The 25,364-nt window shown below is 59.0% G+C and carries 22 protein-coding genes; 14 read left to right on the forward strand and 8 right to left on the reverse strand.

The features are described 5' to 3' along the window. The first annotated feature begins 6 nt into the window (after positions 1-6). The 4 genes from E6W33_RS06400 to E6W33_RS06415 all read left to right on the forward strand — a co-directional run bounded on the left by E6W33_RS06400 (position 7) and on the right by E6W33_RS06415 (position 2,802). Positions 7-1,242, forward strand: coding sequence for an MFS transporter (locus tag E6W33_RS06400; protein WP_136415486.1), 1,236 nt, complete (start codon positions 7-9; stop codon positions 1,240-1,242). A gap of 104 nt (positions 1,243-1,346) precedes the next feature. Next, complete coding sequence (gene rraA / locus E6W33_RS06405) at positions 1,347-1,841, forward strand: ribonuclease E activity regulator RraA (protein WP_136415488.1); 495 nt, start codon at positions 1,347-1,349, stop codon at positions 1,839-1,841. Positions 1,842-1,849: 8 nt separating this feature from the next. Then, positions 1,850-2,509, forward strand: a complete 660-nt coding sequence (locus tag E6W33_RS06410) for a Crp/Fnr family transcriptional regulator (RefSeq protein ID WP_136415490.1) — start codon at positions 1,850-1,852, stop codon at positions 2,507-2,509. Between the two features lie 92 nt (positions 2,510-2,601). Further along, on the forward strand, positions 2,602-2,802 hold the full coding sequence (locus E6W33_RS06415) for a DUF2892 domain-containing protein (protein ID WP_136415492.1): 201 nt from the start codon (positions 2,602-2,604) through the stop codon (positions 2,800-2,802). A gap of 2 nt (positions 2,803-2,804) precedes the next feature. On the opposite strand, the gene E6W33_RS06420 is transcribed toward E6W33_RS06415, so the two are convergent. Beyond that, positions 2,805-3,728, reverse strand: a complete 924-nt coding sequence (locus E6W33_RS06420) for a LysR family transcriptional regulator (protein WP_282183683.1) — start codon at positions 3,726-3,728, stop codon at positions 2,805-2,807. Positions 3,729-3,827: 99 nt separating this feature from the next. Here E6W33_RS06420 and metE point away from each other — a divergent pair, with 99 nt between their 5' ends. Further along, on the forward strand, positions 3,828-6,131 hold the full coding sequence (metE, locus tag E6W33_RS06425; protein ID WP_136415496.1) for a 5-methyltetrahydropteroyltriglutamate--homocysteine S-methyltransferase: 2,304 nt from the start codon (positions 3,828-3,830) through the stop codon (positions 6,129-6,131). Positions 6,132-6,139: 8 nt separating this feature from the next. Here metE and E6W33_RS06430 read toward each other — a convergent pair whose 3' ends face one another. Next, the gene (locus E6W33_RS06430; protein ID WP_136415757.1) at positions 6,140-7,198 is read right to left on the reverse strand and encodes a DMT family transporter; all 1,059 of its coding nucleotides are present in this window, start codon (positions 7,196-7,198) and stop codon (positions 6,140-6,142) included. 480 nt (positions 7,199-7,678) lie between these two features. Here E6W33_RS06430 and aceA point away from each other — a divergent pair, with 480 nt between their 5' ends. Then, complete coding sequence (gene aceA, locus E6W33_RS06435; RefSeq protein ID WP_136415499.1) at positions 7,679-8,989, forward strand: isocitrate lyase; 1,311 nt, start codon at positions 7,679-7,681, stop codon at positions 8,987-8,989. A gap of 185 nt (positions 8,990-9,174) precedes the next feature. Here aceA and E6W33_RS06440 read toward each other — a convergent pair whose 3' ends face one another. Together E6W33_RS06440 and E6W33_RS06445 are read right to left on the reverse strand one after the other, a co-directional pair. Beyond that, complete coding sequence (locus E6W33_RS06440; RefSeq protein ID WP_136415501.1) at positions 9,175-12,399, reverse strand: MASE3 domain-containing protein; 3,225 nt, start codon at positions 12,397-12,399, stop codon at positions 9,175-9,177. A gap of 136 nt (positions 12,400-12,535) precedes the next feature. After that, positions 12,536-12,799, reverse strand: a complete 264-nt coding sequence (locus E6W33_RS06445; RefSeq protein WP_136415503.1) for a hypothetical protein — start codon at positions 12,797-12,799, stop codon at positions 12,536-12,538. Between the two features lie 128 nt (positions 12,800-12,927). On the opposite strand from E6W33_RS06445, the gene E6W33_RS06450 reads away from it, so the two are divergent. The 6 genes from E6W33_RS06450 to E6W33_RS06475 all read left to right on the forward strand — a co-directional run bounded on the left by E6W33_RS06450 (position 12,928) and on the right by E6W33_RS06475 (position 19,175). After that, on the forward strand, positions 12,928-13,371 hold the full coding sequence (locus tag E6W33_RS06450) for a MarR family transcriptional regulator (RefSeq protein WP_247869538.1): 444 nt from the start codon (positions 12,928-12,930) through the stop codon (positions 13,369-13,371). Positions 13,372-13,394: 23 nt separating this feature from the next. Continuing rightward, a complete protein-coding gene (locus E6W33_RS06455; RefSeq protein ID WP_282183681.1) occupies positions 13,395-14,603 on the forward strand; it encodes a multidrug effflux MFS transporter in 1,209 nt (402 codons plus the stop codon). Between the two features lie 111 nt (positions 14,604-14,714). Next, on the forward strand, positions 14,715-15,632 hold the full coding sequence (gene rlmJ, locus E6W33_RS06460; protein ID WP_136415505.1) for a 23S rRNA (adenine(2030)-N(6))-methyltransferase RlmJ: 918 nt from the start codon (positions 14,715-14,717) through the stop codon (positions 15,630-15,632). Positions 15,633-15,814: 182 nt separating this feature from the next. Beyond that, entirely contained in the window at positions 15,815-17,095 is a 1,281-nt protein-coding gene (locus tag E6W33_RS06465) for an EAL domain-containing protein (RefSeq protein WP_136415507.1), read from the forward strand. A gap of 52 nt (positions 17,096-17,147) precedes the next feature. Further along, the gene (gene greB / locus E6W33_RS06470; RefSeq protein WP_136415509.1) at positions 17,148-17,699 is read left to right on the forward strand and encodes a transcription elongation factor GreB; all 552 of its coding nucleotides are present in this window, start codon (positions 17,148-17,150) and stop codon (positions 17,697-17,699) included. A 138-nt stretch (positions 17,700-17,837) separates the two neighbouring features. Next, on the forward strand, positions 17,838-19,175 hold the full coding sequence (locus E6W33_RS06475; protein ID WP_136415511.1) for a DUF3422 domain-containing protein: 1,338 nt from the start codon (positions 17,838-17,840) through the stop codon (positions 19,173-19,175). Between the two features lie 18 nt (positions 19,176-19,193). On the opposite strand, the gene E6W33_RS06480 is transcribed toward E6W33_RS06475, so the two are convergent. Genes E6W33_RS06480 through E6W33_RS06495 form a run of 4 tightly spaced genes read right to left on the reverse strand, consistent with a single transcriptional unit; the run spans position 19,194 to position 23,305 of the window. After that, a complete protein-coding gene (locus E6W33_RS06480) occupies positions 19,194-21,464 on the reverse strand; it encodes a bifunctional (p)ppGpp synthetase/guanosine-3',5'-bis(diphosphate) 3'-pyrophosphohydrolase (RefSeq protein WP_136415513.1) in 2,271 nt (756 codons plus the stop codon). 37 nt (positions 21,465-21,501) lie between these two features. After that, the gene (gene rpoZ, locus E6W33_RS06485; protein ID WP_136415515.1) at positions 21,502-21,705 is read right to left on the reverse strand and encodes a DNA-directed RNA polymerase subunit omega; all 204 of its coding nucleotides are present in this window, start codon (positions 21,703-21,705) and stop codon (positions 21,502-21,504) included. Positions 21,706-21,727: 22 nt separating this feature from the next. Next, entirely contained in the window at positions 21,728-22,372 is a 645-nt protein-coding gene (gmk, locus tag E6W33_RS06490) for a guanylate kinase (RefSeq protein ID WP_136415763.1), read from the reverse strand. Between the two features lie 18 nt (positions 22,373-22,390). Continuing rightward, on the reverse strand, positions 22,391-23,305 hold the full coding sequence (locus E6W33_RS06495) for a YicC/YloC family endoribonuclease (protein ID WP_247869539.1): 915 nt from the start codon (positions 23,303-23,305) through the stop codon (positions 22,391-22,393). Positions 23,306-23,402: 97 nt separating this feature from the next. Between E6W33_RS06495 and E6W33_RS06500 the strand changes: the two genes are divergently transcribed. Next, positions 23,403-24,410, forward strand: coding sequence for a serine/threonine-protein kinase (locus E6W33_RS06500; protein WP_136415517.1), 1,008 nt, complete (start codon positions 23,403-23,405; stop codon positions 24,408-24,410). Between the two features lie 12 nt (positions 24,411-24,422). Next, positions 24,423-25,355, forward strand: a complete 933-nt coding sequence (locus E6W33_RS06505) for a PP2C family serine/threonine-protein phosphatase (protein ID WP_136415519.1) — start codon at positions 24,423-24,425, stop codon at positions 25,353-25,355. Positions 25,356-25,364: the final 9 nt, after the last annotated feature.

Here is a 25,364-nt window from a genome sequence, read left to right on the forward strand (position 1 = left end):
AGTGTCATGACGACTGCCGCCGTTCCTAATTTCCGCCAGGATGCCCAGGTGATCGGCCTCGTCGGCCTCGCCCATGGCGTATCGCATTTTTTCCATTTGATTCTTGCGCCGCTGTTTCCCTGGTTGAAGGAGGCATTCAGTTTGTCGTATGCCGAGCTTGGCCTGCTGATGACGGTCTTCTTCATTGTCTCCGGCGTCGGTCAGGCACTTGCCGGTTTCGTGGTCGACCGTGTCGGCGCCCGCAATGTGCTGTTTGCGGGAGTCGGCTTGCTCGGCGTGTCGGCACTGGTGCTATCGCAAGCGTCGAATTACCCGATGCTGTTGGCGGGCTCCATGCTCGCCGGCCTGGGTAACAGCGTGTTTCACCCGTCCGACTACACGCTGTTGAACAAGCGTGTTTCGACGGCGCGACTCGGCCATGCTTTTTCCATGCACGGCATCACGGGTAATCTCGGCTGGGCTGCCGCACCGGTATTCCTGACCGGCATTGCCGGATTCGCCGGCTGGAACATGGCGCTGCTGGCGGCGGCCTGCGTTCCGTTTGCCCTATTGCTGCTGCTCTTCGTCTACCGCGACGTATTGCGTACTGACGACATCAAGCCGACGGCATCGAAGCATGCAGAAGCGCCCGGCGGTCATGTGCTCGATTTCATGCGTCTGCCTGCGGTATGGATGTGCTTTGCATTTTTCCTGATTACCGCGATGGCGCTGGGCGGAATCCAGAGCTTCTCCTCGCCCAGCCTGCGCGCCTTGTACGGCATGTCGCTCGCTTCTGCCACCGCCGGCTATACCGCCTACATGCTGGCCTCGGCGGCGGGGATGATCTGGGGCGGGTTCCTGGCGGCGAAGACCTCTCGGCACGAGCGCACCATTGCCTTCGCATTTACTGCGGCCGGCGTGTTCGCCGTGGTGATCGCGGCCGGCGTGGTGCCGCCCATGATGGCGGTTGTACTGATGGGCGCGGTCGGTTTCGGCGCAGGGATCGCCGGGCCGTCGCGCGACTTGCTGATCCGCGCCGCGTCACCGAAGAACGCGACCGGCCGCGTGTACGGCGTGGTGTATTCCGGCCTCGATATCGGACTGTCGATGGCGCCGCTGCTGTTCGGCGCATTGATGGATGCGGATCATCCCGCGTGGGTGTTCATCGGAATCGGCGTCTTCCAGTGCATGGCCATCGTGACCGCGGTGGGCGTGGGCACCAATACCGCAAGAAAGGCGGTCAAGGCTTCACTCGCAGCCTGATCGCAAAAAAATCATCCTAAAAGCCATCGCACGCGCGGTGGCTTTTTTGTTGCCCGGCTCGCTTACAATTCTGTTTATTTGCTTTTCAATGACGGGAGAAGTCGATGAGTTTTGCAACATGTGACATTTGCGATGCCAACGAAGACAAGATCGCTGCCGGCACGCTGGCCGTGCTGCCGCCGGTATTCCAGAAATTCGGCAAGCGTGCCGCGTTTTCAGGACAGGCCGTGACGCTGAAGGTATTTGAAGACAACGTGCTGGTGCGTTCCACGCTGGAGACGCCGGGCAATGGACGCGTACTGGTGGTGGACGGCGGCGGCAGCCTGCGTTGCGCGCTGGTCGGCGGCAATCTCGGCGTCCTGGCGGAGAAAAACGGCTGGGTCGGCATCATCGTCAATGGCTGCATCCGCGATTCGGAGGAAATCAACGCCTGTGACATCGGCGTGCGCGCGCTGGCAACCCATCCGCAACGCAGTATCCGCAAGGGCGTCGGCGAGCGCGATATCGCCGTATCGATCGCCGGCGTGACCGTCAGGCCGGGCAACTGGATTTACGCCGATGCAGATGGCGTGCTGGTTTCTGCCGAGGATCTGGCCTGAGCCGAGAGATGAATATCACGCCGAGCGTGCTGTCCCAGCCTTTGCTGCAGTCGCTGCCGCCGCAGGTGCTGCAGCAGTTGTCGTCCCAACCCTTGATCGAATTGCCATCCGGAACGCAGGTGTTCGAGAAGAGTTCGGACTGTGCCGGCTTGCCGATCATCCTGACGGGCAGTGTGCGGGTGTTCAAGCATCTCGCCAACGGCCGTCGCATCGAACTGTATCGGGTGACGCCGTCGGAACCCTGCATTCTTTCGCTGGGATGCCTGCTCGGTGGCGGCCAATATCCGGCCAGCGGCATTACCTTCGGGCCGACGCACATGATCATGATGCCGTCCAGCCTGTTTTTGGAGTGCATGGCCTCGCATGCCGCATTTCGCACTGCCATGTTCCGTGCACTGGCAGATCGCCTGGTCAACACCATGGAGCTGGTCGAGGAAATCGCGACCTTGCGGCTGGATGTGCGACTGGCGGCGGCCTTGCTGGCCTACGAGGGCGGCACGCAGATCACGGTCACGCATCAGCAGCTTGCCGATGAGCTGGGCACGGTGCGCGAAATGATCAGCCGCGTGCTTGACGATTTTGCGCATCAAGGACTGGTGATATTGGGACGAGGAAAGATTCAAATCGCCGATCCGGCCCGCTTGCGCGCGCTTGCCGGCGCCCGCTGATCGTCGCAAGCCGCGCTATGTAACCTGAGTTACATACAAATCGCACTCACAGGCCTATTCTGGCCGGGTTCCCTCAATGAATGGAGAAAGCCATGAATGCGAATGTCGGAAAAGCGGACAAGACGATAAGGCTGGTGCTTGCGGTCGCGCTGTTCAGCCTGTTTTTCTTCCTGCAAGGCGATGCCAAATGGTTCGGCCTGCTGGGATTCGTCCCGCTGCTCACCGCGCTGATGGGCTGGTGTCCGCTCTACACGCTGCTGGGAATCAACACCTGCAAGAGGCAGCTGCAATAGCCTCACAACAGTTCGATGCTGCGCAGATTCAGATAGCAGCTTTCCCTCGTGGTGCTGACAAAGTCGGCCAGGAAGGGCTTGGCCGACAGTTCCGGCAGGCAGGCGGCGTGCAGATGCCCGGTCAGGCCATCCGCGGTGATGCGCCGGGCCAGCACGTAATTGCGATCGAGGTAGTTCTGCGCTGCCCAAACAGGGAGGGTAGCGATGCCGCGCTTGCTCGCGACGAGCTGCAGCATCGCGACTGTCAATTCCGTCGTGCGGCGTTCCGCATTGACGCCGGCCGGCTTGAGTACCTGGCGCACGATATCGAGCATGTCGTCCGGCACCGGGTAGGTAATGAGCGTGTCCGTCGCGAAGTCTTCAGCGCTCAGATACTCGCGCGTGGCGAGCGCATGGTCCTTGGCCAGCAGCGCGATAATCTCAAAACGAAACAGCGGATGATAGTCCACCGTCTCATCCGGATCGACATCGGACACAATGGCCACGTCTGCCCGGCGGCTGTACAGCAAGCCCACCGGGTCGGCGTGGAAGCCTGACACGATATCCAGTTCCACCTCAGGCCAGCGACTGCGGAATACATCCATCGCGGGCATCAGCCAGTCGAAGCAGGTGTGGCACTCGACTGCGATCCGCAATTGCCCCGCCACTCCTTGCGCCATGCGTACCAGATCGCGCTCCGCATTTTCCACCTGCGGCAGCACGGCATCCGCCAGCTTCAACAGCCGTTCGCCGGCGGGCGTAAAGCGGACCGGCACCGATTTGCGCTCGAACAGCGGCACGCCGTGGTGATCTTCCAGTTGCTTGAGTTGATGCGACAAGGCCGATTGCGTGACGTTGAGCAAGGTCGCTGCTCGCAACAGATTGCCCGCTTCGCGCAGCGCTAGCAGGGTTTTCAGGTGTCGCAGTTCAAGGATGGATTGCATTATGAATAAAATTCAAGATGATTCTTAAAATATATCGTTTGAATCATAAATGAGCATGCGTCAACATGGCAAGCCTCAAGATCACTTATTGGAGAGCATGTCATGGCATTGGCGCATACCCTGGGTTTTCCGCGCATCGGCGCGCAGCGCGAGCTGAAATTCGCCTTGGAGTCGTTCTGGCGCGGTGAAACGGATGAAGCCGCCTTGCAGGAAGCCGGGCATATGCTGCGCGAGCGCCACTGGACTGCGCAAGCCGGGGCCGGGCTGGATTGGGTCAGCGTCGGCGACTTCGCCTGGTACGACCAGATTCTGAACATGCTGGCGCTGCTCGGTGCGATTCCGTCGCGTTTCGGGCTCGATCCGGCGCGCCTGAGTTTGTCCGACTATTTCACGATGGCGCGCGGCAGCAGCGAACACTTCGCGATGGAAATGACGAAGTGGTTCGACACCAATTACCACTATCTGGTCCCGGAGTGGACGTCCGACCTGCGCTTTGACGGCGGCGTCGATTGGCTGTTCGATGAAATCGTCGAGGCGCGGGCGCAAGGGCATCGCGTCAAGCCCGTGCTGGTCGGGCCGCTAACGCTGCTGTATCTCGGCAAGATCAAATCCGGGCTGACGCACAAGCTTGACCTGTTGCCGCGCGTGGTCGCCGCTTACCAGAAGGTCTTGCGTCGCTTGCAGAGCATCGGCGTGGAGTGGGTGCAGATTGACGAGCCCATTCTCGCGCTTGAACTGGATGCGTCATGGCGTCATGCGTTTGCGCCCACCTATGCGGCACTGAAAGCCGCATCGCCCTCCATGTTGCTTGCCACGTACTTCGACGATGTGAGCGAGCATGCAGAACTGTTGCGCGATTTGCCGGTCGACGGCGTTCACCTCGATTTCGTGCGCGGACCCGAGCAGTTGCAACGCTTTCTGACCGATTGGCCGTCGGACCGTGTGCTCTCCGCCGGGATTGTCGACGGACGCAACATATGGCGTGCCGATCTCGACGCCGCACTGGCAAAGCTGGAGTCCCTGCACAGCGCGCTGGGCGAGCGTCTCTGGGTGGCGCCAAGCTGTTCGCTGCTGCACGTACCGGTCGATCTGGCGCAGGAAACCGCGCTGGATGACGAACTCAAGGGCTGGCTGGCGTTCGCCACGCAAAAGCTGGATGAGGTCGTCGTACTCAAGCGCGCACTGAATGAAGGGATCGAACCTGTCGAATCACAGTTCGCTGCTGCGCGCGCTGCGATTGCTACTCGCATGACATCGCCGAGGACTCGAAATGCGATCGTGCAAAAGCGACTTGCTGCCGTGACAGACGCCGATGCACAACGCCAGTCCGCGTTCGGCACTCGCGCGCCAAAGCAGCAGGCGAGATGGAAGCTGCCGCTGTTTCCCACCACGACCATTGGCTCCTTTCCACAAACGAAGGAAATCCGGCAAGCGCGCGCCGCATATAAACGCGGTGGCATTGGACATCTCGATTACCTGAATCGGATGCGCGAAGAAATCCGCGTGGCCGTGCAGGAGCAGGAGGAGCTGGGGCTCGACGTGCTGGTGCATGGAGAGCCTGAGCGCAACGACATGGTCGAATATTTCGGCGAACAGTTGTGGGGCTTCGGCTTCACCGCCAACGGTTGGGTGCAGAGCTACGGCTCGCGCTGCGTGAAGCCGCCTTTCATCTACGGCGATGTGTATCGACCCGAGCCGATGACGGTCGGCTGGAGCCACTTCGCGCAATCTCTCACCGAAAAGCCGATGAAGGGCATGCTGACCGGACCGGTCACGATGCTGCAATGGTCGTTCGTGCGCGATGACCAGCCGCGCGAAACGACGGCATTGCAGATTGCGCTGGCCTTGCGTGAAGAAGTGTGCGACCTGGAGCAGGCCGGCATCGGCATGATCCAGATCGACGAACCGGCCTTCCGCGAAGGGCTGCCGCTGAAGCAGCGCAATTGGCCGCACTATCTCGAATGGGCGGTGCGGGCATTCCAGGTCAGTGCATCGGGCGTATCGGATGAAACGCAGATCCACACCCACATGTGCTATTCCGAGTTCAACGACATCCTTCCGTGGATTGCCGCGATGGACGCGGACGTGATCACCATCGAGACTTCACGCTCGGACATGGAGTTGCTCGAAGGTTTCGGCGAATTCGCCTATCCGAACGATATCGGTCCGGGGGTGTATGACATCCATTCGCCGCGCATTCCTCGCGCCGAGGAAATGATGTGGCTGTTGCGGAAGGCGAGGGAAGTCATTCCGGATGCGCGTCTGTGGGTCAACCCGGATTGCGGACTCAAGACGCGTGGCTGGCCTGAAACGCGCGAGGCTTTGTCGTGCATGGTCCGCGCCGCGCGGGAACTTCGACAAATGGTTGACGCGGGGCAGGGCGAAGCGCTTGCCGGATCGGCCTGAACGCGCAGTCAATGAGGATGCCGATGGTGAATATCCGGAAAGTGGGAATGGCTATGCACCAGCGGCTCGTGTTCATGCGGATGCGTATGCGGCTCCTTGCCGTCCCAAGAGAAGTCATGTAAATGCTGATGATGCGCATCGTGGCTGTGCGCATGCGTGTGCGACAGCCGCGTGTGGGTGTGCATGTGATTGTGGGTTTCGGTCAAATGCAGCCAGATGCCGATCACCATCAGCGCGGCCGCTATCCAGAAAGTCGGTTCCGGCCGTTCGCCGAGCATCAGCATGGCAATCAACGCACCGGCAAATGGTGCGGTTGAAAAGTACGCGCCAGTGCGTGCGGTGCCCAGATGACGCAGCGCCAGCACGAACAGGACGAGGCTGAGCCCGTAGCCGGAAAAGCCGATGACGCCCGCTGCGGCAAACTCGACTGGCGCGGGAAAGGGCAATCCGAGCCACCACAATGCGAATGACAGATTGACCGCGCCCGCAGCCAATCCTTTCACTGTGGCGATCTGAACCGCATCGCTGGCCGACACCTTGCGCGTCAGGTTGTTGTCGATCGCCCAGCACAGGCAGGCTGCCACCACGCACAAGGCTCCCCAGGACGCATCCAGCGATTGCCCGAACGCGCTTCCGCCTGTCAGCAACGCGCCGGCGCAAATGATCAATATCATGCCGATGAAGATGCGCCGGTCGAAGTGCTCGCGGAAGACGAACCAGGCAAGCAATGCCGTGAACACGCCTTCCATGTTCAAAAGCAGCGACGCCGACGCACCGCTCACATAGCGGAGTCCCGTCATCAGCAGCACGGGACCGACTATTCCACCGGCAAATACTGCGCCCGCCAGCCAGGGCAGGTCGGTTGCCGTAAGCGAAGCGCCTGCTCCGCCAGCGCGCCGGAGCAGGCGGCGCACCATGAGCCACGCACTCAAGCCGATGCCGCTGCCGAGGTACAGCAGCGCGGCCAGCAAGACCGGCTCAATCTGCCCGATCATCAGCTTGGCAAATGGCGTGCTGGCGCCAAACAAAAGCGCGGCAAGCAATGCGTAAGGAATGCCTGGGTTCATGGTATAGGGGGGCGGTCGTTCTGTCGGCTTCCATTGTATTCGCATCAAGAATCCATGCCGTGAAGAAGGCTGCCTACGATAGATGTGAGGCGGCGCAACGGACGCAGTTCCCTTAATGTCATGGTCTGGCGGCGCGGCCAGCACCGAAGACCAGTGCCGACAGGAATCGGAATATTGAAGCGGAGATGCGTATTCAAGAAGGCATGTACCCGAGCATGAGCTTAATTCAGGTCAAGTTTTCATATTGCGAAATTTACGTTTCGTATCGCGAAAAACTCCGACGCAGAGCATCACAATCTTGTTTCATTTTAAGAAAAAACATTTCATATCGCAAAACACAACAATTAAGCCATTGAAAAGTAAAGAATTAATTTTGGTTATATGTCTTATATAAGACCTTGTTGCCTCGCAAAAAAGCGCATATTATTCCCCCATCGAGTTTTCTTTTTCTTTTCACCGGTTTTACCAAGGAGAATAACCATGGCATCTCGCGAACAGCAAATTCAGGCATTGCTCAAGGACTGGGCTGAAAACCCGCGCTGGAAAGGCATCAAGCGTAACTACACCGCGGAAGACGTTGTCCGTCTGCGCGGATCCATGCCGATCGAGCACACGCTGGCCAAGCGCGGCGCAGAGAAGCTGTGGGAAAAGATCAACGGCGGCGCCAAGAAGGGCTATGTGAACGCCTTCGGTGCGATCAGCGCCGGTCAAGCGATGCAACAGGCCAAGGCTGGCCTGGAAGCTGTGTACCTCTCCGGCTGGCAAGTCGCTGCCGACGGCAACACCTCTGAAACCATGTATCCCGACCAGTCGCTGTACGCCTACGACTCCGTGCCGACCATGGTTCGCCGCATCAACAACACCTTCAAGCGCGCAGACGAAATTCAATGGTCGCGTGGCGTGAACCCGGGCGATGAAGGCTTCATCGACTACTTCCTGCCGATCGTGGCTGACGCTGAAGCCGGTTTCGGCGGCGTGCTGAACGCCTTCGAACTGATGAAGAACATGATCACCGCTGGCGCAGCCGGCGTGCACTTCGAAGACCAGCTGGCTGCAGTGAAGAAGTGCGGCCACATGGGCGGCAAGGTGCTGGTTCCGACGCAAGAAGCAATCGAGAAGCTGGTTGCTGCACGTTTCGCAGCCGACGTCATGGGCGTGCCGACCATCGTTCTGGCACGTACCGATGCTGAAGCAGCAAACCTGATCACGTCCGACCACGACGCCAACGACAAGCCGTTCCTGACCGGCGAGCGTACCCAGGAAGGCTTCTACCGCGTCAAGAACGGTCTGGAGCAAGCCATCAGCCGCGGCGTTGCCTACGCTCCGTACGCTGACCTGGTATGGTGCGAAACCGGCACGCCGGATCTGGGCTTTGCCCGCGAATTCGCGCAAGCCGTGCACGCTGCATGCCCGGGCAAGCTGCTGTCCTACAATTGCTCGCCGTCCTTCAACTGGAAGAAGAACCTGGACGACAAGACGATCGCTCAATTCCAGGACAAGCTGTCCGAACTGGGCTACAAGTATCAGTTCATCACGCTGGCAGGCATCCATATCAACTGGTTCAACACCTTCCAGTTCGCGCATGCATACGCTCGCGGCGAAGGCATGAAGCACTACGTCAACATGGTGCAGGAGCCGGAATTCGCAGCACGCGAAAAGGGTTACACCTTCGTGTCGCACCAGCAGGAAGTTGGCGCTGGCTACTTCGACGAAGTGACCACCGTGATCCAGGGCGGTTCGTCTTCCGTGAAGGCACTGACCGGTTCGACCGAAGAAGAGCAGTTCCACTGATCTGCCTGATCTTCCTGAGGGGCGGCCGCTTCGGCGGCCGGAATAAGCCTCGGGTGTGGCCAGGTTGTACAAAGACCCCGTCTTTTTCGAAAGGCGGGGTCTTTTGTTTTGGGGGTGGGATATTCGCCTGCCGTTCCAGGCGCATGGCGGGATTGCCCGGCTTGCTGCTTGAGACGCCAGGCCGGTCAGTGCTTGTCGATCCCGTCGAACGAATATCGCTTTTCACGGAACAAGCGTATGCAGGCATCTACCGCCTGCGGGTCATACCAGCTTCCTCGATTGGTTTCGATCTGTTCCAGCGCTGCCTCAAGCCCGAGCCCTGGGCGATACGGACGATGCGAGGTCATCGCCTCCACCACATCGGCGACCGTCACGATGCGCGATTCGAGCAGAATCTCGTCACCCTTCAGATGATTCGGATAACCCGAGCCGTCGAGGCGTTCATGATGCTCGAGGATGATGCGCGCAATCGGCCAGGGAAAGCGGACGTCCTTGACGATATCGTGTCCCGCCTGCGGGTGCGTCTTGATCAGCTCCAGCTCGATCGGGCTGATCTTTCCCGGCTTGTTCAGGATTTCTGACGGAACCTGGATCTTGCCGACATCATGGATCGACGCCGCGAGGTGCATGCCCTCGATTGTCGACTCGGGCAGACCCATTTCGCGGCCGATGGCGCTTGCAAGCAGCGCCACCCGGCGCTGATGGCCGGCGGTGTAGGGGTCGCGCAATTCGAGTGTCGTGGCGATGGCCTGAATCGATTCCATCAGGCTCTGGCGCAGGATGGCGTCGTATTCCTGCTGCACTTTTGCCATGCGGTCACGATCCGCACGCGTGCGCAAAGTGGTGATGCCAAATGCGAGATCATCGGCCATTTCCTGCAGCAATCTGACTTCGTCCGGGCTGAAGGCATCCGGCTCGGAGGCGTAAATCGTGAGCGAGCCGTGCACGCAGAAGGAATCGCCGAGCGGGAAGGATATGCTCGACTGGTACCCGCGTTTCAATGCTTCCTCGCGCCAGGGTTTCATGAGCGGGTTGGTTGCGAAATTGTGGTTCACCTGGGTGACGCCGGTTCGAATGGCGGTGCCGGTCGGTCCGCGACCGTTCTCGCTGTCCGACCAGAAAATCCGGGAAAGCGCGAGAAAGCCCTCGTCCCGTCCGAAGTGCGCAACAGGCTGTACCGTCTTTGATGCGTCGTGCAAGGCTTTTCCGACCCATGCCATGGGATATCCGCCGATCTCGACGATGACGCGGCAGACCGCATTCAGGAGCGAGGTTTCGTCCCGCGCATGGATCAGCTTGTCGTTCACCGCGGAGAGTGTGCGCAGCGCCCGGTCGGCGCGCTCCAATGCGAGCTGATCTTCCTTGAGTCCCGTAATGTCGCGGCCGACACCCGACATCTTCAACGGCTTGCCGTCGCTGTCGAAGCTGACGCTGCCGTTGACGCCGATCCAGTGAATGCTCTTGTCCGGCCAGATTACCCGGAATTCGGCTGAATAATCTTCGTCGCCGTGAAGTGCACGGTCGATTTTATCGGCGAGCATGGTTTGGTCCTGCGGGTGAACCAGCTGAAAGAATGTTGCGCGATTCGCTTCCGATTGCTCCTTTGGCAATCCGAGCAGTGCGATGAAATCGCCGGAATATTTGACCTTGTCGCGCGTCACGTCCCAGGTCCAGGCACCCATATGCGCTGCGCTCATGGCTTGCGCCAGACGCTCTTCGCTGGTGAGCAGTTTTTCCTCTGCCGCCTTGCGTTGCGTGATGTCGTCGAGCGTCGCGACCACGCCTTCCAGCCTTCCGCTGGCATCGCGTAGCGGGGATGCGTTGACGGAAAGCAGGATGCGCTTTCCGTCGCGTCCTTCGATCGCCAATTCGCAGTCGTACACCGGGTGCTTGCTTGCCAGCACCCGGTGGAAGGGCAGATCGTCATCGGACAAAGCCTTGCCGTGCAGGTCCGTGATTCGCCAGCTTGCGGGGTTGTAGGGCAGCCGCATCAATTCTTCCTTGCTGCACTTCAGGATCTGCTGCGCTTCGGCGTTGACAAATTTCATGTGCCCGTCGAGATCCCACACCGTGATGCCGATCGGGCTGGTCGCCGTGATGTTTGAGAGCAGCGCGTGCGCCTGCTCAAGTGCGCGTTCCGCCTTCTTGGTTTCGGTGACGTCACGCGCAGCGACGAAGATGCCGGCAATCCGGCCCGCTTCGTCAAAGTGCACGCTGCCGTTGCAGAGCACATGCGTTGCCCTTCCGTCGGTGTGACGGATTGCCAGCGCGTAGTCGCGCGCCAGGCCATGCTCGAGCACGGCCTTGAATATCGCACGCGCCTTTTCCGGTTCGACGAAGTAAGTGCTGAAATCGCTTCCGATCAATCTCGCGCGAGGTATGCCGGTCACTTCCTCCATGGCGTGATTGGCCCCGGTCACCTTGCCACCCATGCCGACAGTAACCAGCGGGTCGAGGCTGGCTTCGATCAAGCCGTGCACATAGGCGGAAGCGGCGCGAGTTTTCGCTTCCGCCCGCACCAGTCGCTCGAACGGCTCGCGAACGCTGCTGATGAATACGGCGTGGTAGATGAAGCCGAACGACACCACGGTATAGACATGGCCGAGGAGATTGAATACATCGGTCACGTCGGCGTACAGGGTAAAACACAACTCGCCAAGTATCGAGACAGCAGCGGCGGAGAAAAGGCTGGGGATGTTGTATGCCGGGTCCTGTCGCGGTATCCGGAAAAAGGCGATGGCGGCAATGGCGAAGAGGGCGACAAGAATGTATTCGGCACCGACTTTTATTTCTGTCAGGCCTTGTCCGGGGATAAAGGTGCGCGGAAGCAGATCGCGATGAAACAGGCCGACCCAGCCGACCAGCAGCGCGACGGCCAGGCCACTGCCCAGCTGCATATAACGCACGGATGGCCGGGAAAGCGGCTTCCATGGGCGGAACGCCACGTACAGGAGCAATGCCGCGAACAGGTAACGTGCCGCGAGCCAGAAGTTGATCGCCTTTTCCGGATCAGCCGATGTGACGAACTCGGGCATGCCGGCAAAGGACAGCATATGGAAGGCATGAATAATGCCGGTGGCGAGCAGACCGGTCGCAAGCAGAATCGTGTTGCCCGGTCGCTCGCGGCTGTAGGCATTCCATGCGACGCCAAACACCATGCCGCACACCACGATCGCGAATGTCTCGAGTGTCGTGTGCAACCAGGCATAGTGAGATACGCCGGCGAATGCATGTTGGGGCGGCGCTTGCCAGACGATCAGGAAAATGACTGCAAGGGCGAACAGAAAGATGGCCTGACGCCGCTTGAGACGCTTCAATTCGGGAATATGCGGATGCGAGGACTGAGCGCTCGCGGCCTTGCCAGTTTGACCGGTGCCGGACAGCGGAATGGAAGAATTTTCTTGACTCATTGCTACGTATATCCGCGCGTATGCACGCTCGTCATCCAGTTCGTGCACCGGCACGATCCTTTTGATGTATGCAACGCTATATTGCTTAATAGTACTACTGTTTAACGCCTTGCAGAGCCGCCTGAGTTTTTCCAAGTCAAGAAATTTCCACGCCTCGGCAAGAAGCTGTTTTTCTTGCAATCATGCTGCCGGGGCCAATGAGACAGGCTCGTAAATCGCGCATGATTTGAACCGAGGTGCGCTGCCGGCCGTCTTTATCATTTAGGTTTGCATAGGCAGAGGAGCGGCGAAGAGAGTTAGTGAACCAGCGGGACGGGTCGACTGCGAAGTCGGGACGATCCGCCATCAGGAACGGGATAACAAAGTTGGCGCCGAACGTATTCACCTGAACAACTTCCATTCTTCGGTGCCTCATTTTATGACGGTACCCTTGCACGCGCCGCAGGGAGCGAAAAAGGGTTCATTGTTTTTTCAAATTGGTTGATAATGTCATCTATTGTGTGAAAACAAATTGATATTGCTAACCAAATGGCTGCCATGCTTTCAGACGAGGTGTTCGAGTCGATCCACACCATCATGCATCTCTATCGCTCCCGTCAGTACCGTGGTTTGCGCGATGGGCCTCACGACATCACGCACATGGAAAACAAGGTGCTGGGTTTCTTTGCAAGGCATCCCGGCGCAACCCAGAGCGACCTTGCCACGCACTCGGGACGCGACAAGGCGCAGCTTGCGCGCCTGATTCGCGGCCTGCGCGACAAGGGATTGCTGGAGGCCCGCGTCGATGAGGACGACCGCCGCAGCACGCATCTGCAACTGACGCAGGATGGTCGGGCCATTCACAGGAGCCTGCACAAACAAGGATCTCGTCTGTCCGGTGTCGCAGTGAAGGGGCTGAGCGCAGAGGAATGCGGGCAGCTTGTGTCCTTGCTTCAGCGGGTGCGCGCCAATCTTGAATCCGAGCCCGAATAGCGAACCGCCCGAGGAGCCACGTTTTGCCGTCCTGGATACTTACCGCCACGCTTGCCGGGCTTGCAATGCTCGGCGCTTTCGCAATCGACACCTTCCTGCCGTCCTTTCCAGCGATTGCCGGACAGTTTTCGGTCAGCCTCGCCGTCGTGCAGCAGACCTTGAGCGCGTACCTGCTCGCCTTTTCCGTCATGAGCCTGTTTTATGGAACGCTGTCCGATTCCTTCGGGCGCCGTCCGGTCGTCCTGGCGTCCTTGCTGCTCTTTACTGCAGCCTCCATTGGTGCCGCACTCGCTCCCAGTTTCGGATGGCTGTTGACCTTTCGCGTGCTGCAAGGATTGTCGGCCGGCGGAGGGCGTGTGGTCGGCCAGGCGATCATCCGCGACCATTTCACAGGCGCGGCAGCACAACGCCTGATGTCGCACGTCACGATGGTATTCGGACTGGCGCCGGCCATTGCGCCCGTGCTGGGGGGATATTTGCATGTCGCTTTCGGCTGGCGCTCGGTCTTCGTTTTCATGACCGTGTTCGGGCTGGCATTGCTCCTGGCATGTTTTCGCTTCTTGCCGGAGAGCTTGCCGCCGCAATCCCGTATTCGATTTCATCCGGTCACGCTGGCGGCAAATTATTGGAACGCGTTGCGGCATCCGCAATTCGTGGCCAGAACACTGGCCGTCGGACTCGCCTTTGGCGGAATGGGACTCTACATCGCCTCTGCACCGAGTTTCGTAATCGGGATTTTGCATCTGCCCGAGACTGCTTTTGCCTGGCTGTTTTTGCCGATGATTGGCGGGATGGTGATCGGTTCCGCGCTCAGCGGCAAGCTGGCGCATCGCATGCGGCCAAGCGCCTTGCTGCGGACCGGATTTGCCTGCATGGGAGTTGCTGCTGCCGGCAACTTGGCCTACAACGCGCTTTTCGTTGCCAAGGTGCCTTGGGCCGTCCTGCCCCTCATGCTCTACACATTTGGATTGGGTCTGACGATGCCAGTGATGAGCCTCATGACGCTTGACCTCTTTCCGAGGACGCGCGGACTGGCGGCATCCCTGATGAGCTTCGTGCAGATGCTGATTTTCTCTCTCGTGTCTGGCGTGGTTGCCCCGATGCTCTTTGATAGCGCAATTCAATTGGCGCAAGGCGTTCTTGCCTTTTTCATGCTCACTCTCGCTTGCTGGGCGATCGGTGCGCGAACTCGTAAAGAGCGAGAAATGACGAAACGGGAGAACCGAAGTTGAAGCGCTCGCCAGTCTGCATCAAATGCGGTCGACATGACAAGCAGGCGGGGGAATAGTGGTGCCGGCTGTTAAAATGGGCGCCCTCACCAATCATCACTGCCGGGCATCCCCATGTTGAGTTACCGCCACGCCTTCCATGCAGGCAATCATGCCGACGTGCTGAAACACGTCGTGCTTATCCAGCTGCTGCGCTACCTCGGACAGAAGGACGCGCCGTACATGTACATCGATACGCATGCGGGCGCCGGCGTCTATGCGCTCGACACCGGATATGCAGCCAAGAACACCGAATACGAATCCGGTATCAGCCGCTTGTGGGATCGCACCGATTTGCCGCCGGTCCTGGCCGATTACGTCGGCCTGATCAAGGAAATGAACCCGAGCGGCAAGATGCGCTATTACCCGGGGTCTCCTTACTGTGCAGACAAGATCGCGCGCGAGCAGGACAGGATTCGCCTGTTCGAATTGCATCCGAGCGAGAGCAAAATTCTGGAAGAAAACTTCCGCAAAACCGAGGCCCATGCCGCTGCGCAAGGCCAGCGCCTGAACGCGCGCGGCAAGCGGACAATGATTCAGAAGACGGACGGCTTCACCGGCCTGAAGTCCTTGCTGCCGCCGCCGTCGCGTCGCGGACTTGTCCTGATCGATCCGCCCTATGAAGTGAAGGATGACTACCGGCGTGTGAAAGACACGCTGGTGGATGCATTGGACCGCTTCCCGACAGGCACCTATGCGGTCTGGTACCCGGTGCTCAACCGTATGGAGTCGCGTCAGTTGCCGGACAAGCTCAAGCGTTTACCCGTCAAGGAATGGTTGAACGTCACCTTGTCCGTGTGCACGCCGTCACCCGATGGCTTCGGCTTGCACAGCAGCGGCATGTTCATCATCAACCCGCCGTGGACGCTGGAGCCGATGCTGCGCGAACTGATGCCGTATCTGGTGAAGGCGCTGGAACAAGACCCGGGCGCCGGGTTTACATTGGAAACCGGCACCGGGCTCAGCACCCAGAGCGGCGTGCGCCGCGGCTGATCACGTGCTTATTTTCTGGAAAAATCGATCCTGCACAAGGCAAGACCTGTAACCATTTGAATCATTGAAACGATTTTCGATCATAGAGGGAGAAAATCAATTCAAGTTCGTCCGTGCTGTGCCGACCTCGTTTGAGCATGCGGCCCCGCCGGAGCGGCGTTCAAGGAAAAAGTACCGTGCCAATGGACGATTTCGTAGCCAATATTTCACCGGAGATTTTCACTCGCGCGCATCCTGGACGGGAGTTTTTCCTCGCGCGACAACCCATCCTCGATCGCGATCAAGAACTCATTGCGTACGAACTCCTGTTTCGCAGTGCCGCAGCAGGACCCGCCAACGTCACCGACGATGTTGCAGCGACAGCCACGGTTATCGCCCATGCTTCGGAGCTCGGCATGGAGAACGTCATCGGCGTTTCCCGCGCTTTCATCAACGTGGACGCCGTGGTCCTGATGAGCGACTTCATCCAGTTTCTTCCACGCGAGCGCGTTGTGCTCGAGATCCTCGAGACCGTGAAGGTCACGGACCGGCTGGTCGGGCGTGTGCAGGAACTCGTTCGCGAGGGATACATATTTGCGCTGGACGATGTGGTCGCCGATTCGGATGGCGTGCAGAAGCTCTTGCCGTTGGTCGAAGTGATCAAGGTGGATATCAAAGGGGTAGAGCAAGGGGACTTGTCCCGACTGAGCGCCAGATTCAAGCAGGCAGAAAAGAAGTTGTTGGCAGAAAAAGTGGAGAATCTTGCGCAGTTCCAGATCTGCCTCGATCTTGGTTTCGACTATTTCCAGGGGTATTACTTCGCAAAGCCGCTGGTGCTGACGGGCAAAAAGCTGTCACCGTCACAGATGACTATCATGCGATTGATGGCGCAAATCATTTCCAACGCGGATAACGCCGAGCTTGAACGCAACATCAAGCGGGATGCTTCACTTGGCCTGATGCTCTTGCGACTCGCTAACGCGGCGGAAGGGCAGCGTATCGATTCGCTGGGACAGGCACTGACCGTCCTGGGGCGGGCTCAGCTGCAGCGCTGGCTGCAAATCCTGCTCTATGCCGAATTCGGCAAGCCGCGAGGCGTGGTGTCGCCGCTGTTTGTCCTGGCAACGACACGCGGGAAGCTGCTTGAACTGATGGCGGAGAAGATCCGGCCGGGGGATCAGGCGATGGCCGATACCGCATTTACGGTCGGCATCATGTCGCTGATGGATGCCTTGTTCGGACTGCCCATGGAAAAAGCACTGGCGCGCTTGCATGTGGCCGACCAAGTCAAGGATGCGCTCTTGTGGCGTAGCGGGGTTTTCGGCGACATGCTCATTCTGGTGGAATGCATCGAGCACATCGAGGAGTCCGGCGAACAGGCTCACGCGCTGCTGCAAAAACTGCAACTGTCGAGCGAAGACTTGTACGAACTGCAGCTTGCCGCCTTTGAATGGAGCAATGCGATTTCGCATAGCGCAAACTGATTGCCGTGACCGTCTGTCTCGAATGCGCCGCACAGGGCTACAATAGCCAATTATGAGCAAAGCATTTGTCAAAGAATCGGACGACGATGATGACGTCGACGCCGCCTTGCCCGCCATACCGGCCGGCACGAAAAACTACATCACGCCGGCAGGGCACAAACGCCTGAAGGACGAGTTGTTGCATCTGATCGACGTCGACCGGCCCGAGGTGGTCGGCATCGTGTCGTGGGCCGCATCCAATGGCGATCGCTCGGAGAACGGCGACTACATTTACGGCAAGCGCCGCCTGCGCGAAATCGACCGCCGCATCCGCTTTCTGACCAAGCGCCTGGACAATGCCGAGGTGGTGGATCCGACCGTGCATCACGGCAGCGATCAGATCTTTTTCGGCGCGACCGTAACCTATGAGAATCAGGCAGGCGACGAATTTACCGTCACCATTGTCGGCATCGACGAACTCGACCCCCTCAATGGCAAGATCAGCTGGATTTCCCCCGTGGCGCGCGCCTTGACCAAGGCCAGAGAGGGCGACTCGGTGGTGCTGAAAACGCCTGCCGGTATCGATGAACTCACCATCCTCGAAGTCAGCTATCCGGCGCCATAAGCGATCGGTGGTTGACTTGATTCGTGCCATGACAGGGCGCGAACAAATTGCACTGTTGTCACTGCTCGTCAAGGTGTCGTCATTTTCGCGGCACACAATGTGGCGAGCCAGCGTAGCTTAAAGAACACGAACGATTTCATGACCATGATCTATTCCAGCCTGAACCATGCTCTGCGCGTTCCGCTTGCCGCGGAAGTGCATTCCCGCCCCTTTCTGAGTCTCGACGCACCGGAGAGCCTGACGCATATGGCGGTCTACGCGCGCGATGACGCCAATCCGAATGTCTCCAACGCCGCGCGTCAGCACGTCTTGCTGTCCGCCTTATGCAAGCATTTCGGTGTCACGGCGCCCGGCGCCGATGCCAAGTACTTCTTTCACGACTTCGGTCGATTCCGTCTCAAGTGGGAGTGCCACACCGAATTCGCGACTTATACCTTCGCCGAGCGCCATGATGAAAGTCCGTCGCTTGCGGAAGCTTTTGAACGCGTGCCGCTGTTCCAAATTCCGCAGGAATGGCTGCTGGGCCTGCAAGGCAAGATCATGGTGGCCGCGCATGTCGTGCTGGACAAAACCCGAGGTTCGGCCGAAGCCTTCGCAAGCGGCCTGCGCCGCGTCTTCGAGGGCAACAATCTGGTCGGCAGCCAGGTCCTGCAAGGCGGCGAGATCTGGACCGATTTCCTGATCCAGTCGGACGGCTTCAGCCGCTTCGTGGTGCGCGACGTCGGCTTGCATGAACAACAGGCCGGGCGCCTGGTGCAGCGTTTGCTGGAGATCGAAACCTACCGGATGATGGCATTGCTCGGCCTGCCGCATGCGCAGCGCGCGACACCTGTGCTGAACGCGATTGAAGGCGAGCTGGCGACACTGACGGAAGCCATGGTTGATACGTCCAATGTTCCGCAACTTTCGGATACCGACGATGAGCAGGCGCTGCTCGGCAACATCACCGGACTGGCGGCGCGAATCGAAAAGCTCTCGCTGAACAACAGCTATCGCTTCTCTGCCTCGCAGGCGTATTTCCGTCTTGTTCATGCGCGCATCGAAGAGTTGCGCGAAACGCGCATCGAAGGATTTCCGACTGTGGGCGAGTTCATGGATCGGCGATTGACGCCGGCAATGAGCACTTGTGATGCGACGGCTCGCCGCCAGGAAGCGCTGGCCGAGCGGATCGCGCATACCAACGATTTGTTGCGCACGCGCGTGGGCATCGTGCAGGAAAAGCAGAACCGGCAGATACTGCAATCGATGAATGCGCGCGCCGCGCAGCAGTTGCGGCTGCAGCAGGCCGTGGAAGGTTTGTCGGTAGTGGCGATCTCGTACTATACGGCGGGTTTGTTCAGCTATATCGGCAAGGCCGCGAAGGCGGTGGGTTGGCCGGTCAATCCGGACGTATCGACCGGGCTGCTGCTGCCGCTGATTGCAGCGGGCGTGTGGCTGGGCTTGCGTCGGATGCACAAGAGCATCCATGCGGCATAGATCGGTTTTAACAGAGCTCTAGGTTCGTTCGCGGAGAATGCGGGCGACGCCGCGGATTCTGCGGACGTTGCGCATCAGGCGCGCGAGATGGACGCGGTCCTCCACCTGGACGGTGAAGCGCAGCTGTTTCATCATCTGGTCCCGGTCGTCGTCCATGCCGACGTAGGTGATGTTCGCATCCGATTCGCCGATTTCCGCCGCAACGCGCGCCAGTACACCTTTTTCGTTATCGACCAGCACCTTGATGCGGCAGTCGAAGCGGCGCGTCAGTTCCGTATCCCATACCAGCTCGATCCAGCGGTCAGGCTCCTTCGCATGCTGGCGCTTGGCGACGTCGCAGTCGGTCGCATGCACGACGATGCCCTGGTCGCGCTTGAGCTGGCCTATGATGCTGTCGCCGGGAATCGGCTGGCAGCAGGCGGCCAATTGCACGGAAACGCCTTCGTTGCCATTGATGGCAACCGGATCGAGTTTGCCCGAGGATTTTTCGATCGCAGGCGGTTGCGGCGAATTGGGATCGCTCTCCATCAGCCCGCGAATATGGCGCGCAACCAGGGTCGCCATGCGCTTGCCGACGCCGATGTCGGCATAGAGTTCATCGAGCGATTTCGCGCTCGACTCGTTCAGCAGTTTTTCCAGCATCGTGTCCGGCAGTACCGGATCGATCTGCAGCGTCGTGAGCGCCTGCGCCAAGAGGCGCTTGCCGAGTTCGGTCGATTCGGCCAGGTTAATCGTGCGCAGATGGTGCCGGATTGCTGAACGCGCCTTGCCGGTGCGAACGAACGTAAGCCAGTTGGGGCTGGGACGCGAAGCGGGCGCCGTGATGATTTCCACGATGTCGCCGTTGCGCAACTCGGTGCGCAGCGCCGCCTGTTCGTGATTGATGCGCGCGGCAATCGCCTGGTCGCCGATATCGGTGTGGATGGTGTAGGCGAAGTCCAGCACGGTCGCGCCGCGCGGCAAGGCAATGATTGTCGACTTCGGCGTGAACACGTAGACCGAATCCGGGAACAGGTCGACTTTCACGTGCTCAAGGAATTCGGCGGAATCGCCCGTCTGCTTCTGGATATCGAGCAGCGATTGCAGCCATGCGTGCGTGCGTTGCTGCAGATCGGTCAGGCTGGCTTCTTCGTCCTTGTACAGCCAGTGCGCGGCGACACCGGCTTCCGCGACGCGGTGCATTTCCTGGGTGCGGATCTGGAATTCGACCGGCGTGCCGTAAGGGCCGATCAGCGTCGTGTGCAGCGACTGATAGCCATTGAGTTTAGGTATGGCGATGTAATCCTTGAACTTGCCAGGCATCGGCTTGTACAGCGCGTGCAAGGTTCCCAGTGCGACATAACAATTGGCAAAGCTGTCGACCACGATGCGGAAGCCGTAGACGTCGAGCACTTGCGAGAACGACAAGTGCTTGTTGCGCATCTTGCGGTAGATGCCGTACAGCGTCTTTTCCCGTCCGTACACTTGTGCCTGGATACCGGTCGCCGCCAGCGTGTTCTTGACCGACTCCATGATCTTGCTCACCACTTCGCGCCGGTTGCCGCGCGCGGCCTTGACCGCTTTCGACAGCGTTTTGTAGCGCAATGGATACAGATGCGCGAATGCCAGGTCTTGCAGTTCGCGATAAATATTGTTCAGGCCGAGACGATGCGCAATCGGCACATAGACTTCCATCGTCTCGCGTGCGATGCGTCGCTTTTTCTCCGGGATCATGAACCCGAGCGTGCGCATGTTGTGCAGGCGGTCGGCCAGCTTGACGAGGATGACACGCACGTCGCGCGCCATGGCCAGCAGCATTTTGCGGAAGTTTTCCGCCTGTGCTTCGATCTGGCTCTGGAATTCGATCTTGTCCAGCTTGGAAAGACCGTCGACGAGTGTGGCCACCGGCGCGCCGAAGCGCTCGATCAATTCATCCTTCTTGACGTCCGTGTCTTCCATGACGTCGTGCAAGAGTGCGGCCATGATGGCCTGCGCGTCGAGCTTCCAGTCGGCACAGATTTCCGCGACGGCGATCGGATGGGAGATGTAGGGCTCGCCCGACTTGCGAATCTGACCCAGGTGGCGTTCATCCGAAAAGCGATACGCTTCCTTTACCTTCTTCATTTCCGAAGGCGTTAGATACTCGGCCAGCTTGTTGTTGAGATGGGTAACGGAAGCGACGCTAGCGTTCTGTCCCGCGGTGGGATCGGACTTCAAGGCGGGGTCGGCGTTCTTGGTGACCGGGCGATCGGGTGTCGCCCGGCTATTTGGAGCAGCTGATAGTGTTGAATCTGCAGGTGTCAGGTTCATACTTCAAGCATATCAGCCGCATGGCGTTTGGTGTGACTTAACTCGGGACTTTCTTCAGCATTTCGATCCCGACTTTGCCTGCTGCGATTTCACGCAAGGCGATGACCGTAGGTTTGTCCTTTGCGTCGACCTTTGGCGTGTGGCCTTGCAGCAGCTGACGGGCGCGATAAGTCGCAGCGAGAGTCAGTTGAAAGCGATTCGGAATTTGTTTGAGGCAATCTTCGATAGTGATGCGGGCCATGAATACTCCTAAAAATGCGGTATCAGCTCAAACTGGCATGAATGCCAAGCTGGGTGAACAGGGAAGCGTTGCGTGCAGCCTGCTGCGGGAACCGGCAACGGGTCGCTTTGACGATTGCGGTCAATTCGGACAAAGCGGTCGCAAACTCTTGATTAATAATAACATATTCGAACTCCGGCGCGTGCGCGATTTCGCCTCCGGCGGCCAGAATCCGGCGTGTAATCACATGCGGCTCGTCCTGTCCGCGCTTCTTCAAACGTTCTTCCAGTGCGGCGATCGACGGTGGCAGGATGAAGATGCCGACCGCGTGCGGAAACTGTTTTTTTACCTGCTGCGCGCCTTGCCAGTCGATTTCCAGCAGAACGTCGGTCCCGGCTTTCATTTCTGCTTCGATCAGCAGCCGCGATGTTCCGTAATAGTTACCGTGGACTTCAGCGGATTCCAAAAATTCCCCGGCTTCGCGCCGTTTCAGAAAATCCTCGACCGACGTGAAGTAGTATTCGCGGCCATGCTGCTCAGCCGGGCGCGGCGCGCGTGTCGTAAAGGAAATCGAGAGCTTGATCGTCGGTTCCTGCGCCAGCAGCGCGTTGACCAGGGTTGATTTGCCCGCGCCGGAGGGCGCGACCACCATGAACAGGCTTCCGGACGAGGGGTGCGATTCGGACATGAGATTCTCGGTCAAGGCTTACTCCAGATTCTGAACTTGTTCTCGCATCTGCTCAATCAGCAGCTTCATTGCCATCGAGGCGTCGGACAGATCCTTGATTGCAGCCTTGGATCCAACCGTATTGGCTTCGCGATTGAGCTCCTGCATCATGAAATCGAGACGCTTGCCGACCTGTCCACCTTTCTTGAGGATCTGGCGGGTTTCGGTCAGATGCGCGGACAGGCGCGACAATTCCTCCGCCACGTCAATGCGAATGCCATACAGGGTCACTTCCTGACGAATACGTTCCAACGCGTCTTCCGAGGACACGCTTTGCGATGGCATGGCGCCGTTCTGCGTGGCAAGGCCGAGCGCTTCCTTCATGCGTTCGGTCGCTTTCTGCTGGAATTGCGCGATCGCCTGGGGAATGAGCGGCGTGATGCGCTGCACGATGGCTTCCATGTCATCAATGCGGGTGAGCAGCATTGCTTGCAGGGCAGCGCCTTCGCGGGCACGGGTATCGACAAAGGCGTCAAGTGCTTCCGCCAGGACGGACTGGATATCGGCCTGCAGGGTTTCCTGGGTGATTTCAGGCTCTTCGATCACGCCGGGCCAGCGCAACAACTCATTGACCGACATGACCGGCGCGTTCGCAAAGACTTGGCGTACTTGGTGTTGCATTTGCGACAATGTTGTCAGCAGTGTCGCATTGAGGTTGAGCGCGCTTCCGGTGCCCGATTTACGACCAAAGCTGAGGCGGCATTCAACTTTGCCGCGGTTGATGCGGCCCATGATGGCCTCGCGCAATGCCGGTTCTACGGCGCGCAGCTCGTCGTTGATACGAAATTGCAAATCCAGAAAGCGGGAATTGACGCTTTTCAGCTCCACGGTGAGGGTTCCGGCGGCAGTTTCGCGTGTGGCTACTGCGTATCCGGTCATGCTGCTAATAGTCAAAGTGCAGTCCTTTTGCTTTACAAATCACTGATTTCTCAAGACAATCAATCCGGAAAGAATGCTTATGGCATTCGCATGTACATATGGTAAGGACAAGATGGCTGCGCAAAACAATGCACCATTGCCGGACGGACTCGAAATTGCTGGATACCGCATTGTAAAGAAGATTGCGTCCGGCGGGTTCAGTATTGTCTATCTGGCTTACGACGAAGATGGCAACGCCGTCGCAATCAAGGAATATTTGCCCAGTTCGTTGGTATTGCGACAGCCAGGCGAGCTCGTCCCTGCGATTTCCGCGGAAAACCTGCCGGTTTTCCGTATCGGCCTGAAATGCTTCTTCGAGGAAGGCAGGGCACTGGCGCGCATTTCCCACCCCAATGTGGTCAGCGTCATCAATTTCTTCCGCGCCAACGACACCGTGTACATGGTGATGGCCTATGAATCGGGACGTTCCTTGCAGGATCATATTCTGCGCCGGCGCGACAAGGGCGAGCGACCTTTGGTGTCGGAACGATTCATCCGCAAAATGTTCAATCAGGTGATGAACGGCCTGCGCGAAGTGCACGCAAACAAGCTGCTGCATCTGGATCTCAAGCCGGCAAACATCTATCTGCGCATGGACGGCACGCCCATCCTGCTCGATTTCGGTGCTGCGCGACAGACCCTGAAAACCGACATGCCGAAGCTGTACCCGATGTACACGCCCGGCTTTGCGCCGCCTGAACTGTATGCAAAGAACGGCAGTCTCGGCCCGTGGACCGACATCTACAGCATTGGCGCGTCGATGTTCGCCTGCATGGTCGGCGCGCCGCCGCAACCGGCCGACCAGCGCAAGACCAACGACAAGATGGAAGATCACTTCCGCAAGCTCGAAGGCATGTACTCGCGTGAACTGATCCAGGTCATTCGCTGGGCGTTGCGCATCGAGCCGCTGGAGCGGCCGCAAAGCGTGTTCGCCTTGCAAAAGGCCTTGCGTGAGCCGGTGCCGGAGAAAAAGGAAGCGGACCTGATGGAGAAAATGAGCAGCAAGCTGCGCGGCCTGTTCAGCGGTCTCGGCAAGCATCCTCATGCCGGTAACACCACGATCCAAAACAACACACGCTAAGTCGACAAGCGCATGCGATTTTCTGTCTACCAAGAAAGCCACATCGGCGGCCGCAAGAACAACCAGGACCGCATGGGCTACTGTTTTACCCGCGATGCGCTGCTGCTGGTGCTGGCCGACGGCATGGGCGGGCATATCCAGGGTGAAATGGCCGCAACCATCGCCTTGCAGACCATCGGGTCGTTGTTCCAGCAGAATGCCAATCCGTATGTGAAAAAACCGGAGAAGTTTCTCGAAGACAGTTTCTTCGCAGCGCATCGCGAAATTCATCGCTATCGCGCGATCAACAACTTGCCGGAAACGCCGCGCACCACGATTGTTGCCTGCCTTATCCAGCACAACAATGCGTTCTGGGCACATTGCGGCGATTCGCGGCTGTACTGGATGCGACGCGGACAGATTCTTGCGCGGACCCGCGATCATTCACGCATCGAAACCCTGATCGCACAAGGCAAGGTCGATCCCTCCGAACGCGACACGCATCCGGAACGCAACAAGCTGTTCAACTGCCTCGGCGCGCCCAACATGCCCATCGTCGAACTGTCGCGCCGCGCGAGCCTGCAGCCGGGGGATGTCATCCTCTTGTGTTCGGATGGTTTGTGGTCGGTGCTGCCGGACCACGTGCTTGCAGAAAACCTGGCCACCAATACCGTCGTGCGCGCGGTGCCGGAGTTGCTGGCAACCGCTACCGGCATCGCCGGCAAGAGCAGCGACAATGTCACCGCGCTGGCAATGATGTGGGAAGGCGCGACCACGCTGCAGGAATCACCGAACACCATCATCACGCATACCCTGCCGATCGGCAGCGTCACCACAACCATCCAGGCGCCGCGCCATGCCGACCTGGAGGGCGCCGATGTCTTCAACGACATGGAAATCGAAAAAGCGATCGAAGAGATCCGTGGCGCCATCGAAAAGACTTCCCGCGTAACTTCCAAAAATTAAGGCATACCC

The sequence above is a fragment of the Herbaspirillum sp. ST 5-3 genome (genome assembly GCF_004804275.1).
Taxonomy (GTDB): Bacteria; Pseudomonadota; Gammaproteobacteria; order Burkholderiales; family Burkholderiaceae_D; genus Noviherbaspirillum.

Bases quoted from the DNA above. Each gene is read 5' to 3' on its own strand.
- aceA (WP_136415499.1), top strand. From the start codon at position 7,679: ATGGCATCTCGCGAACAGCAAATTCAGGCATTGCTCAAGGACTGGGCT.
- E6W33_RS06475 (WP_136415511.1), top strand. From the start codon at position 17,838: ATGACCATGATCTATTCCAGCCTGAACCATGCTCTGCGCGTTCCGCTT.
- E6W33_RS06415 (WP_136415492.1), top strand. From the start codon at position 2,602: ATGAATGCGAATGTCGGAAAAGCGGACAAGACGATAAGGCTGGTGCTT.
- E6W33_RS06440 (WP_136415501.1), bottom strand. From the start codon at position 12,399: ATGAGTCAAGAAAATTCTTCCATTCCGCTGTCCGGCACCGGTCAAACT.
- E6W33_RS06480 (WP_136415513.1), bottom strand. From the start codon at position 21,464: ATGAACCTGACACCTGCAGATTCAACACTATCAGCTGCTCCAAATAGC.
- rlmJ (WP_136415505.1), top strand. From the start codon at position 14,715: ATGTTGAGTTACCGCCACGCCTTCCATGCAGGCAATCATGCCGACGTG.
- E6W33_RS06430 (WP_136415757.1), bottom strand. From the start codon at position 7,198: ATGAACCCAGGCATTCCTTACGCATTGCTTGCCGCGCTTTTGTTTGGC.
- E6W33_RS06450 (WP_247869538.1), top strand. From the start codon at position 12,928: ATGGCTGCCATGCTTTCAGACGAGGTGTTCGAGTCGATCCACACCATC.
- E6W33_RS06445 (WP_136415503.1), bottom strand. From the start codon at position 12,799: ATGGAAGTTGTTCAGGTGAATACGTTCGGCGCCAACTTTGTTATCCCG.
- E6W33_RS06410 (WP_136415490.1), top strand. From the start codon at position 1,850: ATGAATATCACGCCGAGCGTGCTGTCCCAGCCTTTGCTGCAGTCGCTG.
- E6W33_RS06465 (WP_136415507.1), top strand. From the start codon at position 15,815: ATGGACGATTTCGTAGCCAATATTTCACCGGAGATTTTCACTCGCGCG.
- rraA (WP_136415488.1), top strand. From the start codon at position 1,347: ATGAGTTTTGCAACATGTGACATTTGCGATGCCAACGAAGACAAGATC.
- greB (WP_136415509.1), top strand. From the start codon at position 17,148: ATGAGCAAAGCATTTGTCAAAGAATCGGACGACGATGATGACGTCGAC.
- gmk (WP_136415763.1), bottom strand. From the start codon at position 22,372: ATGTCCGAATCGCACCCCTCGTCCGGAAGCCTGTTCATGGTGGTCGCG.
- E6W33_RS06505 (WP_136415519.1), top strand. From the start codon at position 24,423: ATGCGATTTTCTGTCTACCAAGAAAGCCACATCGGCGGCCGCAAGAAC.
- rpoZ (WP_136415515.1), bottom strand. From the start codon at position 21,705: ATGGCCCGCATCACTATCGAAGATTGCCTCAAACAAATTCCGAATCGC.
- E6W33_RS06400 (WP_136415486.1), top strand. From the start codon at position 7: ATGACGACTGCCGCCGTTCCTAATTTCCGCCAGGATGCCCAGGTGATC.
- E6W33_RS06500 (WP_136415517.1), top strand. From the start codon at position 23,403: ATGGCTGCGCAAAACAATGCACCATTGCCGGACGGACTCGAAATTGCT.
- metE (WP_136415496.1), top strand. From the start codon at position 3,828: ATGGCATTGGCGCATACCCTGGGTTTTCCGCGCATCGGCGCGCAGCGC.